At 52.4% G+C, this 15,205-nt stretch carries 13 protein-coding genes; 5 read left to right on the top strand and 8 right to left on the bottom strand.

Going from position 1 to position 15,205, the window contains the following annotated elements; genetic code table 11:
• Positions 1-3: 3 nt before the first annotated feature.
• From OOJ59_RS09455 to tssD, 5 genes are all read left to right on the top strand, one after another.
• A complete protein-coding gene (locus OOJ59_RS09455; RefSeq protein ID WP_160955845.1) occupies positions 4-1,071 on the top strand; it encodes an HlyD family secretion protein in 1,068 nt (355 codons plus the stop codon).
• A complete protein-coding gene (locus tag OOJ59_RS09450; protein ID WP_069324120.1) occupies positions 1,061-2,125 on the top strand; it encodes a DUF2955 domain-containing protein in 1,065 nt (354 codons plus the stop codon). Before OOJ59_RS09455 ends, OOJ59_RS09450 begins: the two co-directional genes overlap by 11 nt.
• Positions 2,126-2,403: 278 nt before the next feature.
• Positions 2,404-2,766 (top strand): tlde1 domain-containing protein, encoded by a 363-nt coding sequence (locus tag OOJ59_RS09445; protein ID WP_087857426.1) that lies wholly within the window; start codon positions 2,404-2,406, stop codon positions 2,764-2,766.
• Positions 2,766-3,272, top strand: coding sequence for a hypothetical protein (locus OOJ59_RS09440; protein ID WP_087857425.1), 507 nt, complete (start codon positions 2,766-2,768; stop codon positions 3,270-3,272). The genes OOJ59_RS09445 and OOJ59_RS09440 overlap by 1 nt, the downstream gene beginning before the upstream one ends.
• A complete protein-coding gene (gene tssD / locus OOJ59_RS09435) occupies positions 3,273-3,764 on the top strand; it encodes a type VI secretion system tube protein TssD (protein WP_121529962.1) in 492 nt (163 codons plus the stop codon). It abuts the gene before it with no gap.
• A gap of 94 nt (positions 3,765-3,858) precedes the next feature.
• Here the strand turns inward: tssD and symE are convergent, their stop codons facing one another.
• The 8 genes from symE to btsT all read right to left on the bottom strand — a co-directional run bounded on the left by symE (position 3,859) and on the right by btsT (position 14,940).
• Entirely contained in the window at positions 3,859-4,203 is a 345-nt protein-coding gene (gene symE, locus OOJ59_RS09430) for an endoribonuclease SymE (RefSeq protein ID WP_160955844.1), read from the bottom strand.
• Positions 4,204-4,418: 215 nt separating this feature from the next.
• Complete coding sequence (locus tag OOJ59_RS09425) at positions 4,419-6,158, bottom strand: restriction endonuclease subunit S (RefSeq protein ID WP_160955843.1); 1,740 nt, start codon at positions 6,156-6,158, stop codon at positions 4,419-4,421.
• Entirely contained in the window at positions 6,158-7,627 is a 1,470-nt protein-coding gene (locus OOJ59_RS09420; RefSeq protein ID WP_160955842.1) for an N-6 DNA methylase, read from the bottom strand. Before OOJ59_RS09420 ends, OOJ59_RS09425 begins: the two co-directional genes overlap by 1 nt.
• Before the next feature lie 74 nt (positions 7,628-7,701).
• Positions 7,702-10,131, bottom strand: a complete 2,430-nt coding sequence (gene hsdR / locus OOJ59_RS09415; protein ID WP_160955841.1) for an EcoAI/FtnUII family type I restriction enzme subunit R — start codon at positions 10,129-10,131, stop codon at positions 7,702-7,704.
• Between the two features lie 95 nt (positions 10,132-10,226).
• Positions 10,227-11,393: a restriction endonuclease gene (locus OOJ59_RS09410; RefSeq protein ID WP_160955840.1), complete on the bottom strand. Its 1,167-nt coding sequence runs from the start codon at positions 11,391-11,393 to the stop codon at positions 10,227-10,229.
• Positions 11,394-11,575: 182 nt separating this feature from the next.
• On the bottom strand, positions 11,576-12,532 hold the full coding sequence (gene yjiA / locus OOJ59_RS09405) for a GTPase (RefSeq protein WP_160955839.1): 957 nt from the start codon (positions 12,530-12,532) through the stop codon (positions 11,576-11,578).
• A gap of 12 nt (positions 12,533-12,544) precedes the next feature.
• Entirely contained in the window at positions 12,545-12,739 is a 195-nt protein-coding gene (locus OOJ59_RS09400; protein ID WP_003830038.1) for a YbdD/YjiX family protein, read from the bottom strand.
• Between the two features lie 50 nt (positions 12,740-12,789).
• Complete coding sequence (gene btsT / locus OOJ59_RS09395) at positions 12,790-14,940, bottom strand: pyruvate/proton symporter BtsT (RefSeq protein ID WP_160955838.1); 2,151 nt, start codon at positions 14,938-14,940, stop codon at positions 12,790-12,792.
• Positions 14,941-15,205 lie beyond the last annotated feature (265 nt).

Below are 15,205 nucleotides of genomic sequence, written 5' to 3'. Positions count from 1 at the left end.
ACTATGATGACCCCAGAACAAAAATTTGCCCGTTGGGTAAGGGTGAGTATTGCCGCTTTCCTGGTAATATTCGCCTGGTTTATCGTTGCCGATATCTGGATCCCGCTGACGCCGGACTCCACGGTGATGCGCGTGGTAACACCCGTTTCCTCACGCGTATCCGGCTACGTCTCGCAGGTGCATGTACATAACAATAGCCAGGTGAAAAAGGGCGATTTGCTGTACGAGCTGGATCCGACGCCGTTTATCAATAAGGTCGAAGCGGCGCAAATCGCCCTTGAGCAGGCGAAGCTGAGCAACCAACAGCTGGATGCGCAGATCGCCTCTGCGCGCGCTAATCTGCGCACCGCGCAATTCAACGCCCGTAACGATAAGACCACCTTTGACCGCTATCAACGCCTGAGTGCCATGCAGAATGTTTCGCAACCCGATCTCGACAAGGTGCGCACTGCCTGGCAGACCAGTGAGCAGTCGGTGGCGGGGCTGAATGCCAGTATTCAGAACCTGCTGATCCAGCGCGGTGAGCGCGATGACAAGCGCAACGTGACGCTGCAAAAATACCGTAACGCGCTGGAAGAGGCGCAACTGAACCTTGGCTGGAGCAAAGTGTATGCAGAAACTGATGGCACGGTAAGCAATCTCCAGCTTAGCCCCGGACTGTACGCCACCGCCGCCACGCCGCTGCTGGCGCTGGTCAGCCACCAGACCGATATCGTGGCCGACTTTCGCGAGAAAAGCCTGCGCCACACTCGCGTGGATACCGATGCCGCCGTGGTGTTCGACGCCATGCCGGGCAAGGTTTTTTCTGCCCGCGTTACCAGCAGCGATGCCGGTATTCTGGCGGGCCAGGAGCAGGTTAACGGCCAGCTGTCGCAGCCTGAACAGTCAACCCGTTGGGTGCGCGATGCCCAGCGTATGCGTATTCATGTGGCGCTGAACGAACCGCTCGACACGCCGTTACCGACCGGCGCGCGCGCCACGGTACAGCTGTATAACAGCGAGGGGATGTTCGCCCGTACCTTTGCCGGGGCGCAAATCCACCTCGTTAGCTGGCTGCATTATGTCTATTAACACGCTGGCCCATGTCTTTACGCCGCACGGGAATATTGTCTACACCGCCAATGATTTTCGCCAGACCCTGCGTATCTCCGTTGCCGGGACAATCGCGCTGAGCATCTCAACCTTCTACAACGTGCAGTACGGCGTGTTCTTTGTGGTTTATCCGCTGATGCTGCTGTCGCTGGTGCCGGTATTCAACCGCCATGTGGCAAAACAGTTTGTGTTCAGCGCGGCGGTAAACTGTGTTGAAATGGTGCTGATCGTCGGCTATCTCTCACAGTGGCCGCTGATCATGACGCTGGTGGTGTTCGGCCTGTACGTGATGCGTTTTCGTTTTATGAGCAAAGGGCCACTGTTTCTGCTCGGTTCGATGGGCGTGGTATGCCAGAGCACGATGCTCAATTTTATGAGCTATCCCACCACCAACTGGCATACGCTGATGTTCTCCAATATGGAGGCCTGCGTCATGGCGGTGGCGCTGAGCGCGCTGCTGCATTATCTGATCCCGGACGTGGAACCCCGCCAGCCGCCGCCGCGCATTGAAAAAGATGCCGCCCGGGTGCGCCACGAGTCGCTGCTTTCCGGCACGGTGGCGACGATGATTTTTGTGGTCTTCCAGATCTGCGATTTGAGTGATTCGCTGTCGGCGCTGATGGCGGGCATTTTGATCCTGTTCCCGATGCACTATCGCGGGGCGGTGATCAGCTCGATCTGGCGTGTGGTCGGCGTGGTGCTGGCCTGTCTGTATATTCTGCTGGTGCAGCTGCTTATCTACGATTTCAGCAACCATATGGTGCTGATGATGCCGCTGATCGGCCTCGGGCTGGCATTCAGTGCCCGCCTGCACGTAATGGAAAAAGTCGGCGCGGGCGTGGGGTTTGCCAGCATCACCACCATCGGCATTATGTTTGGCCAGAACCTGCACCCGGATCAGGACCTGGTATTCAGCGATCTGTACCGCATCACCTCCGTCACCGTCGCGCTGGTGGCAACGCTAACCATGGTATTTCTGGTGCACCGGGTGTTGAACTGCTTTGCCGCGACGCGGTTTGTGATCACCGAGTGAGTGGGGGGGAAGTGCCGGATGGCGGCGTAAACGCCTTATCCGGCCTACAGAAGAAGGTTTGTAGGCCCGGTAAGCGCAGCGCCACCGGGCGTTTTTCAGATTACCTGCTGTTTCACCTTTATCTAATTATTCAGAATATGGTTTATTTGTTCGAGAAATAAAAACATATAAATTATAAATATTCTGAATTTTAATAATTGTGACCTTATGAACAAATTTAATTTTACGATTAAATATGATAAGTATGATTATTATATTTTAAAGGGGGGTAAAATCACATGACATGGGAATATAAAGTATCGACAGGTATATTGAGCCATAACGGTGAGTTAATTGCTTATTGCTACAGTGGTGCCGGTGAATCAAAGGATAAACCGAACTGTGAACACATACGTAACAAGGGCCCCATTCCTCGAGGTATTTATTTTATTGCAGGATGGAATAATCACAAAAGCCCCTCCGCTATCATCCTTGAACCTATTGCAGGGACCAATACTTTTGGCAGAGATCATTTCGAAATTCATGGCGATAAAAAAGGGCAGCCACCGGGAACGGCATCTGCAGGGTGTATCATTATGAATGGACAAGATAAGCGCCAAACCATTTACGATTCGGGTGATACAATTTTGGTGGTAAGATAATGAAATTTATTATTATCTTCTTTCTGTTTATGCTTTCGGGTGCCTCCTGCGCTGCAGAGCATACTGCACCTCAGCTTCTGCAGATGATAAATGAAAAAGGAGCAAATGCTGTTGTACACACACTTTATAATGACAATGAATCAGAATGGTGGAGCCATATTATTCCTGAAATTAGCAAAGGTAATAATGACTGGTTAACGGTGGCAAGTGCTTTGGAACCCGGAGTTGATGCCAGTACTGCGGAAGATTTGCAGGGGGCGGTATCTGAAGCCATTCCACATAACCCCGCCGGTGTTCTGGCTATTCTCAACGATAAGAGACCATTGCTGACTATTGAGCAGATATGTGCATTTGCCTCTTTCCCTGAGTCAGAAGAAGAAATGAATAAGCTATTTGTTAACTCCATCAGGGAAATGTATAAGATCAAAACGGCAGAAGGGAAACGGTGTATTGCGGTTATGATCAATACTGTTGAAAATTCTGTTCCCTTTAATAAGGATTTATAAATGGCTATCCCTGGATATATGTCACTAATCGATGATGCTGGTAATGTTATCAAAGGTAGTGTGATGGTAAAAGACCGTGAAAATCAGATCGAGGTTTTAGGTTTGTATCATAATGTGAGTTACAACTCTGACTTGCATAATGGAAGGGTGTTGAGTAAACGTCAACATCGTCCATTTTTAATTGAAAAAGAAATTGATGCTTCTAGTGTGTTTTTGTATAAAGCATTAAGTACCGGACAAACATTAAGGAAAGCGGCTATTGATCTCTATCGAATAAATGATGCTGGTCAGGAAGAGGTCTATTTCACGATAACCCTGGAAGATGTGAAAGTCGTTACGATTTTTTCACTGATGCACGATGTTAAAGATCCTTATTACGAAAAACAGACCCATCTTGAACTTGCTCAGTTCCGCTACAAGAAGATTACCTGGCACTATCATGATGGGAATATAGTCCACTCTGATGATTGGGATTATCGCTTAGGGTCTTGAGTAAATGGCTCTGGATAAAATGATGTCACCCTGAGCCGTAATGCAATCAATACACGGCGCTTATACTCCTGAGCGCCGTCTGGCATCTTAGAAGTTATCCCTGCTTGCGCGGCTTCGCCGAAATTACCTCGATAAACTCCTGTACCTGCTGTTGCTTACGCGCGGACAGCTTGCACACCCGACGCAGCGACTGCAATAGCGCGGGTTCTTCCGGCTCCGGTAGCTTTGTCGTCAGCACAATGCAGCCAGGCATCACTCTGACATCGAATTTGCAGCCAGTGTTAAAACCGGCGGCTTCCAGCCACTGGCCTTTCATAATAATTGCCGGAACATGCGTGTAATCCAGATAACGACTCGCATAAGTGACGGTGCCCAGACGATTATTTGCCGGGGAGACTTCTGGATCGGTGAATTCTGCAATAGAATGCGGGGTAGTCATGGTCTCTATTCCTTTTCAATAGGGATTGTGATTAGCGAGGCGCTCGTGTTGCAGCACGGGCGTCTTGCGTTAAATACCTGTACATATCATCAGGGAATAGAAGGAAAGTCCAGCTGAAAATGAATGAAAATAAGGGTGTGGATGCGGGGATGGATTATTTCTGGTGATAGGAATAAAGCGGCTATTTAGCCGCTTTATTGGTTTCAGGGGGAGGGTTAATTTATGGCTGCGTCGGTGAGGGCGTCGGCAAGGTGGAGCTGGGTTTGTTGGGCTGTGCTTATTTTAGTCCTAAGCTGAACACTATAAGAAAACAGTTCACTAATTATTTCACATATCTTTACTTGTTCTGAATATGGAGGGATTGGTATTGTAAGAGCACTAATTGAACCAAGGAAAAGATTGGCTTGTGCTGATTTTTTTGAGCGATTAACCATTTGATACTGTAATAATGGTGATTTCAGTACGTTCTCAATGAAATGAATATAAAGGTTTTTATTTGGGCGTATCATTGCCGCACTTCTAACCATTGAGTATTCATCATCTCTATCCACTAGGGCTACTCGACCAATGCTACCAGAACACGAAATCAATATATCACCAATATTAGGATCACATCGCTCCCTGATTTTATTGAAAACGTATGTAGGAACAAAGTCTACATCATCTAGCATAATTCCGTTGTTTGTAACATTTCTTGCTGAAAGTAAATAATGTCCCGATGTTGAACGTTGAGGCGTTGAATGTTCTCCGTCGGTGATTTTATGACAAATATCTTGTAATTGAGCCCATTCCCACCCCTCAGGCAGTTCAAACGGCTTTTCCTCATCACTAATCGGTGGCAACGGTTTTTGTTTTTTAATTTTCCCGTCTTTCACCAGTTGCGCTTTTTCCTGCGCAATACGTTTGAGCAGTTCAGAAGCCGGTTCGTCGTTCGGATCCTGCGGCACCAGTTTGCCCATCACTGCCAGTTGCAGAATGGTCTGCTTTAAGGCGTCTATGCTGGCTTCGGTGGTAAACAGCGTGTCGAAATGCTCGCTGATACGCGCCCAGTTTTCGGTCAGTTCATCGGCGTTCTGGCTGTCGGTTAGCGTGGTTAGCAGGGTTTCAACCAACTGCTGATGGGCGTCCAGACTGGTCAGGGAGTGCTGTTCCAGTTGGTCGCAGAGGGACATGAGTTTATCAACACGTGAAACAATTCGCAGTTGCTCCTGGATAGGAGCTAATTCGATGACGGCATGCTGAGCTTTTTCTGTACCAAGCCTTGGCAAGTTCATTCCATGTGTAGAGCTATTTGCGTAAGTAATGAAATTTGGTGCTTTCAGCAATAAACGTAAGAATTCTGGGGAAATATTACCATAGCTTGTTATTGGGATAATTTCAGTAGTACATACACCCGGTTCATTAGCAACGATCACTTTATCCAGGTACGGACGTAATTTTCCATAAAGTACATCACCTTGTGAAAATCGATTCTTAGAGCTTTTAAATGGTCTTTCTGCAAAAGTTACCTTATTGAGAAGCTTTGATGTGACTTTCTCTATATCCTCTAATTCAAGGATCCATGTTTCAGGTGTTACGTCTTCAGGTTCTGCTTTATCACAAAAACCATAGTTTGAAATAAATCCTAACCTCGTCCACTCCCACCCTTCCGGCAGCTCAAACGGTTTCTCCTCTTCGCTAATCTCCGGCAGCGGCTTCTGTTTTTTAATTTTCCCCTGCTTCACCAGCTCGGCTTTTTCCGCCGCAATGCGTTTCAGCAATTCAGACGCCGGTTCGTCGTTCGGATCCTGTGGCACCAGCTTGCCGCGCACCGCCAGCTCCAGAATCAGCTCGCGCAGCTTCTTAATGCCATACAGGTCAATCTTACCCGAGCTGCCGCGCCCGGCGGTGGAGCGGGTTTGCAGCGCCGTGGTCCAGGTGTCGATATGGTCGACAATCAGTTTTTCCACCGCCATCAGTTAGCCTCCTTGCCGGAGAGCGCCGCGCCGAGAATATCGCGCAGCTGGTGGCGCAGGGTCTGAATTTCTTCCTGCTGTTTGGCATATTGCGCCAGCAGTTCGTCCGGATCGTGGCTGACGGTTTCCGCCTGGTGCGGGTTTTTGATATCGAGGTTAAAGTTGCGAGCAATCACCTCGTCGATGCTGACCTTCCACGCCTGCTCGTTCTCGACGCGGCTGGCGAAGCCGTCGGCCTCGTTGCCCCACCAGTCGATCTCGGCCTGGAATTCTTCAAACTTCATCGGCTTGGTTTTGCTGTAGTTCTTCACGCCCGCCGGGTACGGATGCTCGTAGAACCAGATGTCTTTGGTCGGCTGGCCTTTGGTAAAGAACAGCAGGTTGGTTTTGATCCCGGTGTACGGATTAAACACGCCGTTCGGCAGACGCACGATGGTGTGCAGGTTGCACTCCTCGGTGAGCAGCTTTTTGATTTTGGTTTTCACGCCTTCGCCAAACAGCGTGCCGTCCGGCAGCACCACCGCCGCGCGGCCGTTTTTCGCCAGCACTTCAATAATCAATTGCAGGAACAGATCCGCCGTCTCGCGGGTCTGCATCTCTGCCGGGAAGTTCTTCTCGATGCCGTCTTCTTCGGTGCCGCCGAACGGCGGGTTGGTGACGATGACATCAAGCTGTTCATCCCATGACGACAGCGGCTTGTTGAGGGTGTTGTCGTGACGAATTTGCACCGGCACTTCGATACCGTGCAGCAGCATATTGGTGGTCGCCAGCAGGTGCGGGAGCTGCTTTTTCTCCACGCCGTGGATCTGCTGTTGCAGCGTCTGGTGATCGGCCACGCTCTTCACGTAGTTGTTTTTTACGTGATCGAACGCGCAGGCGAGGAAGCCGCCGGTGCCGCAGGCCGGGTCCATAATCGACTCGCCGAGCTTCGGATCGACGCGATCGACCATAAAGCGGGTGACAGCGCGCGGGGTATAAAACTCACCGGCATTGCCCGCCGATTGCAGATCTTTGAGGATCTGTTCGTAAATGTCGCCGAACAGGTGGCGTTCGCTGGCGCTGGTGAAGTCAATTTCGTTGAGCTTGTTGATCACCTGACGCAGCAGGGTGCCGTTTTTCATGTAGTTATAGGCATCGCTGAACGCCTGTCTGACCACAAAGCCGCGCGGGTTTTTATCGATGGGGGCGGTGAGGTTTTTCAGCGTTGGGAACAGGTCGTCATTGACGAACTCCAGCAGGGCGTCGCCGGTAATGCCCTCCGCGTTTGCCGCCCAGGTGCGCCACAGGTAGCGCTGCGGGATCGGGTACTGATAGTTATCCTGCTCCAGTTCCAGCGCTTCTTCCTGGGCGTCAAAGATTTTCAGAAACAGCAGCCAGGAGAGCTGGCCGAGGCGCTGCGCATCGCCGTCCACGCCGGCGTCTTTGCGCATAATGTCCTGTAATGATTTGATAACCGAGCTGATCGACATGATGTGTTCCGTGTTTCATTAACAATAAGGCCTTCTGCTACGCGGCGGCAGCAGAAGGCGCAAAAGGGGAGTGGTTACGCGGAGCGGGGCGGTAAGTGGTAGATTTCGCTCTCCAGCTCGCTGATGGCCTGATTATACCCGTTACGGTCGCCGAATCCGCTTTTAATGATCTCCGGCAGCGTACCCATGCTGTCGAACGGCTTGAGCTTCAGCACCTGAATACTCTCTATTTCCTGCACGCCCGCGTCGGCGTATTTATCCAGCAGCGTGTTCAGCACCGCCTGCGCGGCGTCGGAGTATTTGGTGAAGTAGTTGCGCTTACGCACGTTCTCCGCCCGCTCTTTGCGGGTTAACGGCGGCTGACCATACACCACGTGGCACAGCATGTCGAACGGGTCGAGCTCTTTACCGACCTCTTCCGCCAGCACTTCCCAGATGATCCCCTGCTGCTCCAGTTCCTTGATGATGGCCTGTTTGCGCTCGGCGTCCTGCCACTTGCGGGTGAAATCATCCAGCGAGGCGTACTCTTTGAGCAGCGTTTTGCGGGTGTAATCTTTGAAGGATTCAGTGACCAGCTTGCCGTCGGCGTCGTAATACTGCACGCGCTGGGCAATCACGCCCACGGCGACGCCGTTGACGTGAAACTTGCGCACTTTGTTCTCGTCGTCTTCCGGCAGTGGGCCGACATCGTCTGAGCCGGTGATGGTATACGGCGCGGGATCTTCATCAGCACCGGTGATTTCATCTTCAGTCTCTTCTTCGTGCTCGTCGAACTGCTCTTCAAAATCAGAGTCCGGGTCGGCGATATCTTCCGGCGTGGTATCCATCACCTTTTCCGGGATGCCGTCGAAGCGTTCGTCGGCAAACAGTTCGGTGGCCTTTTTGAAGTCGAGGATGGTGAACCATAGCTTGCCGTAGCGTTCATCGATGCGGGTGCCGCGGCCGATGATCTGCTTGAACTTGGTCATCGACTGAATGTTCTGGTCCAGCACCACCAGTTTGCAGGTTTTGGCATCCACGCCGGTGGTCATCAGTTCGGAGGTGGTGGCGATAACCGGATAGGCCTTTTTGGGGTTAATAAAGTTATCCAGTTGGGCTTTGCCAATGTCGTCATCGCCGGTGATTTTCATCACGTACTTGTCGTTCTTTTTGACCTGTTCCGGGTTGAGATTGACCAGCGCGCGGCGCATCCGCTCCGCGTGATCGATGTCGTTACAGAAGATGATGGTTTTATCCATCGGATTGGTGCGTTTGAGGTAATCGGTAATGGTTTTCGCCACCAGTTCGGTGCGTTCATCAATCACCATCGTGCGATCAAAATCTTTCTGGTTGTAGATGCGGTCGTCAATCAGCTCGCCGTTTTTATCCGTCTGGCCTTTGGTGGGACGCCAGCCCTGAAGATCAACGTCGATGTCGACGCGCACCACTTTATAAGGGGCAAGGAAGCCGTCTTCGATGCCTTCTTTCAGCGAGTAGATATACACCGGGTCGCCGAAGTAATCAGTGCTGGAGACTTCATGGGTCTCTTTCGGTGTGGCGGTTAAGCCAATCTGCGTGGCGGTGCTGAAATAGTCGAGGATTTCGCGCCACGCGCTGTCTTCCGAAGCGCTGCCGCGATGGCATTCGTCGATGACAATCAGGTCAAAGAAATCCGGGGCCACCTGTTTAAAGGCTTTTTGATCTTCTTCCGGGCCGGTGATGGCCTGATACAGCGCGAGATGGATTTCAAATGCCGGGTCGATGGTGCGCCCGGTGACCTTGGTCATCGCCGTGCCAAACGGCAGGAAGTCGTTGTTTTTGGTCTGATCGACCAGAATGTTGCGATCGGCGAGGAACAGGATCCGCTTCTTACTTTTCGCTTTCCATAAGCGCCAGATAATCTGGAAGGCGGTGTAGGTTTTCCCGGTGCCGGTTGCCATCACCAGCAGAACGCGGTTCTGCCCGGCGGAAACGGCTTCAATGGTTTTATTGATGGCCTGTAGCTGGTAATAACGCGGCGCTTTGCCGCTGCCGTCGTCGTAGTAGTCCTGGGTAATCACCGGAAGCTGAGCTTCAGTATAGCCTTTTGATAAGCATAATTTTTGCCACAGTTCTGAGGGAGATGGGAATTCGCCAAGGGTAATCGGTTTTTCCATTAGTTCGCCGTCAGCAACTGTGGCATCGTGGAAGATAAAGCCATCGCCATTGGTGGCAAAAACAAAAGGAACGTCCAGCAGGCGTGCGTACTCGATGCCCTGCTGCATCCCTTTGCCGATTTCATGCTTGTTGGCTTTGGCTTCAATCACTGCCAGCGGAATGCCCGGCTTGTAATACAGCACGATATCGGCGGATTTCACCGTTCTACGCGCCGCGACTTTGCCGCGCACGATGACCTTACCGTCCCGGAGTTTGACCTCTTGTCTGATTTGCGTTGCGTCGTTCCAGCCAGCATCAAGGATGGCGGGCATAACGCGTTTGGTGATGATGTCTGCTTCCGTCAGGGTACTCAGGTTCAGGTCAGCCATGTCCGTTCTCTACCGATAATGGGATTGCTCTGATTTTACACAATATTGTTATGCAAGCCATGAACAGAAATAGCTTTGCTACCGCGCTTTGCACGTTACTCAATCTCCAGCTCATCAAACAGCTGTAAATCGACATCCAGCAGCTCGACAGCATTGCTGCGTCGAATGCCAACGTTATTTTCTATCAACATTTCCAGCAGGCGATCGCCGTCAATCAGCGTGATAGGGGCGGCTCCCGGAAACAGCGCCGCTTCCGCGCATTTAGCAGCAAACTTGCCGGTGGTGATCAGCGTGCCGCGAATGGCTTTGTGATAAGGCAGTGCGCCGCGCAGTTGATCGATATACGGGCGGGTAATGGTGTTCTGCATCCGCTTCACCTGCACCACTTCGGTAATGGTGGTGATGCCCACCTGCACCTTACCAATCACATCCACGCCTTTATCGCCAGAGGCTTTGGTGACCTCGACCTCTTCATAGCCCATCGCTTCAAGAAGCTGCGCCACAAGATGCTCGAACTTGTAGGGGTTCATGGTAGAAAGCTGTTCGCGTAGTACCTCTTTTTGCTGCTCGTTGTAGCGTTTTACCGCATCGAGCAGCGCCTTACGCGGGTCCGTCTTTTTGGTTGGCAGCGCTTGTGTCAGCCACTGGCGACCTGTGTCAGTAATGCGGTAGCTCATCCCTTCTCTGGTCGCCAGCTGGCGGTCAATCAGGTTATACAGGCGCGAGTAGAGCGTGCTTTTTGCCGAGCGGTCGGAGGCAAATTTAGAATGCTGATGCAAAAACGCCAGCCATTCTGGTAGCAGATCCCCACGGCGCGACATTTCACGACCGGCAAGCAGTTCCAGCAGTTGTATCAGCCCTTCTTGGTCGTCCAGCCAGCGCAGCGTTTCGTCGTCGTCTTGCAGAAAACGTTCGCCGCGAGCGGTCGGTGCCCAGATGTCATCGGCGGTGCTTGCCATCAGATCAAACAGCGGGTAGTTGAGGAACAGGTAGCAGCCGTAGCTGTGGCGTGGGTTCAGAATATGATTGTCGGTTTGCCAGATACGTAGCGCAATTTCGGCATCTTCGCCGCTTAAGCGCTCGTTGATCCATAAATCAGGTTCTGACCAGTCGACCGGGTTTTGCGGGGTACCGGTTTGTTCAAAGATGGCGGTAATCATGCTGCGTACCGATTTCAGGGAATAGCCTGAAATGGCTTTCATCATCGCTTTAACCTGGGCGTAGGTCGGAAAAAGCGGGGTAATCACTTTGTAATTTTTCACGTTGATCCCTTAACGAGTGCAATGACAATAGCTTGCCATACCAGGTGAAAAATTCCATGGGGTGAATCATTTATCGGAATGAAAACGGCCAGTGCCGGATGGCGGCTGCGCCTTATCCGGCCTACAAGGAGCGGGATTTTCAGGCCCGGTCACATCACGTCACCGGGCAATTCAGCAGGGGATTACTTCTTCAATCCCGCAAACGCGGCTCTGATCTCATCTTCCGGCAACTGAATGCCAATAAACACCAGCAGGCTGTGCGGTTGTTCGTCGCCCCACGGGCGGTCCCAGTCGGCGCTGTACAGGCGCTGGACGCCCTGGAACAGCAGGCGGTTTGGCTCGCCTTCAATCCACAGCATGCCTTTATAGCGCAGCAGCTTCTCGGCGGATTCCAGCAGCAGATTTTCCATTACGCGCGACACGTCGCTGATGTTCACCGGGTAATCCAGTTCGACGACGATCGAGGAAATATCGTTTTGCTTGTCAGCGATAAAGTGGAAGCGCGGTTTGGCGCTGACCACGTTCTCTTCCAGCATAAAACCGTTGGTATCGAACAGCAGCGAAAGGTCGATATCGCCATGCGTCACGGTGTAAATCGGCGCACGGGCGTTGATGCGCGTCAGGCGCTCACGCAGTTTCTCGCTTTCACCTGCGACGTCGGTTTTGGTCAGCAGGATGCGGTCAGCATAGCCGACCTGCGACTGGGCGATGGTGAACTGGTTCATCTGTTCGTCAGCATGCACCGCGTCAACCAGCGCAATCACGCCGTCCAGCAGGTAGCGTTCGCAAATCACTTCATGGGAGAAAAAGGTCTGGATAATCGGGCCGGGGTCGGCCATGCCGGTGCACTCGATCACCAGACGGTCAAAATTGATAGTGCTTTTGTCGAGGTTGTCGAGCAGGTCTAACAAGGCATCTTCCAGCTCACTGGAGCGGGTACAGCAAATGCAGCCGTTGGTCAGGGTCTTAATCTGCGTGGCGCGGTCGCCGATCAGCTGATCGTCCACTGAGACTTCGCCGAATTCATTTTCGATAACGGCAATCTTGTAACCGTGCTGCTCGTTGAGAATATGGCGTAGCAGGGTGGTTTTACCCGCGCCAAGAAAACCGGTGAGTAGGGTAACTGCAATCGGGGTCATTCACTTCTCCTTCTAACAGCAACTGCTTCCGCCGCTACCGTAGCGGGCTTCCTGGCGCTCGCGGAAGAATTCTTCGTAGGTCATGTACGGCTTATCGGGATGGTTGGTCTTCATGTGCTCGACGTAGTTGTCGTAGTCCGGAATGCCAATCAGCATCTTCGCCGCCTGACCGAGATATTTTTTAGCTTGCCCTAAAGTACCAAACATAAACAATCCTGATAAGCGAAAAGCCCCGCCGAAGCGGGGCTGAATACGTCTTAGTGGTGTGACGAGGTCTTCACGCCGCCTTCCGGCACCGGTACATACGGCGTCTCTTTATCGGAGCGGCCGTTGATGGCGCGGGCTTTCTGCCAGGTACGGAACCCGTAGAAAATGATGCTGTACACCACCACCAGGAACAGAATACTCAGACCTGCGTTGGTGTAGTTGTTGACGACGATATGGTTCATATTGGCAATCTGCTGAGCGGTCAGTTCGCCGCCGTTAGCAATCTTCTCTTTGTACTGATTCGCCATAAAGAAGAAGCCTTCCATCTGCGGGTTGGTGCTGAACAGTTTCAGACCCAGCGCCCAGGTGGTGCAGATCAGCAGCCATACTGCCGGAACCACGGTAACCCAGATGTATTTGGTGCGTTGCATTTTAACCAGCACCACGGTGCCGAGAACCAGCGCCACGGCAGCCAGCATCTGGTTAGAGATACCGAACAGCGGCCACAGGCTCTTAACGCCGCCCAGCGGGTCAACAACGCCTTGATACAGCAGGTAACCCCACAGGCCTACGCAGCCTGCAGTACCGATGACACCCGCCACCAGAGAGTCGGTTTTCTTCAGGAACGGGACGAAGTTACCCAGTAAATCCTGCAGCATAAAGCGGCCAGAACGGGTACCGGCATCCAGTGCGGTCAGGATGAACAGTGCTTCAAACAGAATACCGAAGTGGTACCAGAAACCCATATCAGCCATCGGCAGTACTTTGTGGAACACGTGAGCGATACCCACAGCCAGCGTCGGCGCGCCACCTGCGCGGTTCAGAACGGACGGTTCACCGATGTCTTTCGCGGTCTGCAGGATCTGTTCAGGCGAAATCACGAAGCCCCAGGAACTGACGGTCGCCGCCGCATGTGCGGTGACATCTTTCAACTGCGCCATAATCAGCGGCGCGTTCTCACCGCTCATTTCATGCAGGTTCGGCATGGTGATGCCAAGGCCTGCAGGCGGGGTGTTCATCGCGAAGTACAGACCCGGTTCGATGATGGAGGCTGCAACCAGCGCCATAATCGCCACGAAGGATTCCATCAGCATTGCGCCATAGCCAATGAAACGCGCGTCGGTTTCACAAGCCAGCAGCTTCGGCGTGGTACCGGAAGCAATCAGCGCGTGGAAGCCAGATACCGCACCACAGGCGATGGTGATGAACAGGAACGGGAACAGTGCGCCTTTCCACAGTGGGCCAGTACCATCAACGTACTGCGTCATCGCCGGCATTTTCAGTTCCGGGTTGAGGATAACAATCCCCACCGCCAGACCGACGATAACGCCGATTTTCAGGAAGGTCGCCAGATAGTCGCGCGGGGCGAGGATCAGCCATACCGGCAGCAGCGCAGAGATAAACGCGTAACCGATCAGGGTAAAGGTGATGGTGGTGTCTTTAAAGGTCAGCGCCGGGCCCCAGTACGGGTCGTGCGCAATCACGCCGCCGAAGTAGATTGAAGCTACCAGCAGCACAATACCAATTACCGACACTTCGCCCACACGGCCTGGGCGCAGGAATCGCATGTAGATCCCCATAAACAGCGCAATCGGTACGGTTGAGCAGACGGTGAAGACACCCCACGGGCTTTCCGCCAGCGCTTTCACCACGATCAGCGCCAGTACCGCCAGGATGATGATCATGATTAAGAAGCAGCCGAACAGAGCAATGGTTCCCGGGATCGGGCCCATCTCTTCTTTGATCATCTCGCCCAGAGATGCGCCGTTACGGCGAGAAGAGATAAACAGCACCATGAAGTCCTGTACCGCACCGGCCAGCACCACGCCTGCCAGCAGCCATAGCGTACCGGGCAGGTAGCCCATCTGCGCGGCCAGTACCGGTCCGACCAGCGGACCTGCACCGGCGATAGCGGCAAAGTGGTGCCCAAACAATACGTTACGGTTAGTAGGAACGTAGTTCAGACCATCATTGTTGATGACCGCCGGCGTAGCGCGCGTCGGGTCAAGTTTCATCACTTTCTGGGCGATGTACAGACTGTAGTAACGATAGGCCACCAGATAAACAGAAACTGAGGCCACCACGATCCACAGGGCACTAATGTGCTCACCCCGACGTAATGCCACTACCGAGAGGCAGAATGCACCGATGATTCCGAGAATCACCCAGGGTATGTGCTTGAATATCTTTTTCGTATCCATAGTAAAACCTGGTATCTAATTAATAATTGGCCGAAGCCGCGTGGGTTTGATCTTGTGTTTGAGGAGGTAAATTGACTGCTATGTTGGAGGGATCTTGCCAGAGAATTACGCGCGTAAAGTAAGGTAAATAAGTGAGCGGTTGTATGTCAGCTTAAGCGGTCTCAAATGTCAGTGAGCGGTTAGCAATGAGGGTGAATGGGGAAGTTTATGTGATTGAGATCACGGCATTATAGTGTTCGCTTGCCTAAATGCCGTGTTTCCCCAC

The organism is Citrobacter sp. W9, assembly GCF_026719375.1.
In the GTDB taxonomy this organism is placed as follows: domain Bacteria; phylum Pseudomonadota; class Gammaproteobacteria; order Enterobacterales; family Enterobacteriaceae; genus Citrobacter; species Citrobacter werkmanii.
This window is presented reverse-complemented; position numbering and strand designations above follow the sequence as displayed.

What these genes read in the sequence shown, in the direction of transcription:
- OOJ59_RS09455 (WP_160955845.1), top strand. Translation starts at nt 4, where the DNA reads ATGATGACCCCAGAACAAAAATTTGCCCGTTGGGTAAGGGTGAGTATT.
- OOJ59_RS09450 (WP_069324120.1), top strand. Translation starts at nt 1,061, where the DNA reads ATGTCTATTAACACGCTGGCCCATGTCTTTACGCCGCACGGGAATATT.
- OOJ59_RS09445 (WP_087857426.1), top strand. Translation starts at nt 2,404, where the DNA reads ATGACATGGGAATATAAAGTATCGACAGGTATATTGAGCCATAACGGT.
- OOJ59_RS09440 (WP_087857425.1), top strand. Translation starts at nt 2,766, where the DNA reads ATGAAATTTATTATTATCTTCTTTCTGTTTATGCTTTCGGGTGCCTCC.
- tssD (WP_121529962.1), top strand. Translation starts at nt 3,273, where the DNA reads ATGGCTATCCCTGGATATATGTCACTAATCGATGATGCTGGTAATGTT.
- symE (WP_160955844.1), bottom strand. Translation starts at nt 4,203, where the DNA reads ATGACTACCCCGCATTCTATTGCAGAATTCACCGATCCAGAAGTCTCC.
- OOJ59_RS09425 (WP_160955843.1), bottom strand. Translation starts at nt 6,158, where the DNA reads ATGGCGGTGGAAAAACTGATTGTCGACCATATCGACACCTGGACCACG.
- OOJ59_RS09420 (WP_160955842.1), bottom strand. Translation starts at nt 7,627, where the DNA reads ATGTCGATCAGCTCGGTTATCAAATCATTACAGGACATTATGCGCAAA.
- hsdR (WP_160955841.1), bottom strand. Translation starts at nt 10,131, where the DNA reads ATGGCTGACCTGAACCTGAGTACCCTGACGGAAGCAGACATCATCACC.
- yjiA (WP_160955839.1), bottom strand. Translation starts at nt 12,532, where the DNA reads ATGACCCCGATTGCAGTTACCCTACTCACCGGTTTTCTTGGCGCGGGT.
- OOJ59_RS09400 (WP_003830038.1), bottom strand. Translation starts at nt 12,739, where the DNA reads ATGTTTGGTACTTTAGGGCAAGCTAAAAAATATCTCGGTCAGGCGGCG.
- btsT (WP_160955838.1), bottom strand. Translation starts at nt 14,940, where the DNA reads ATGGATACGAAAAAGATATTCAAGCACATACCCTGGGTGATTCTCGGA.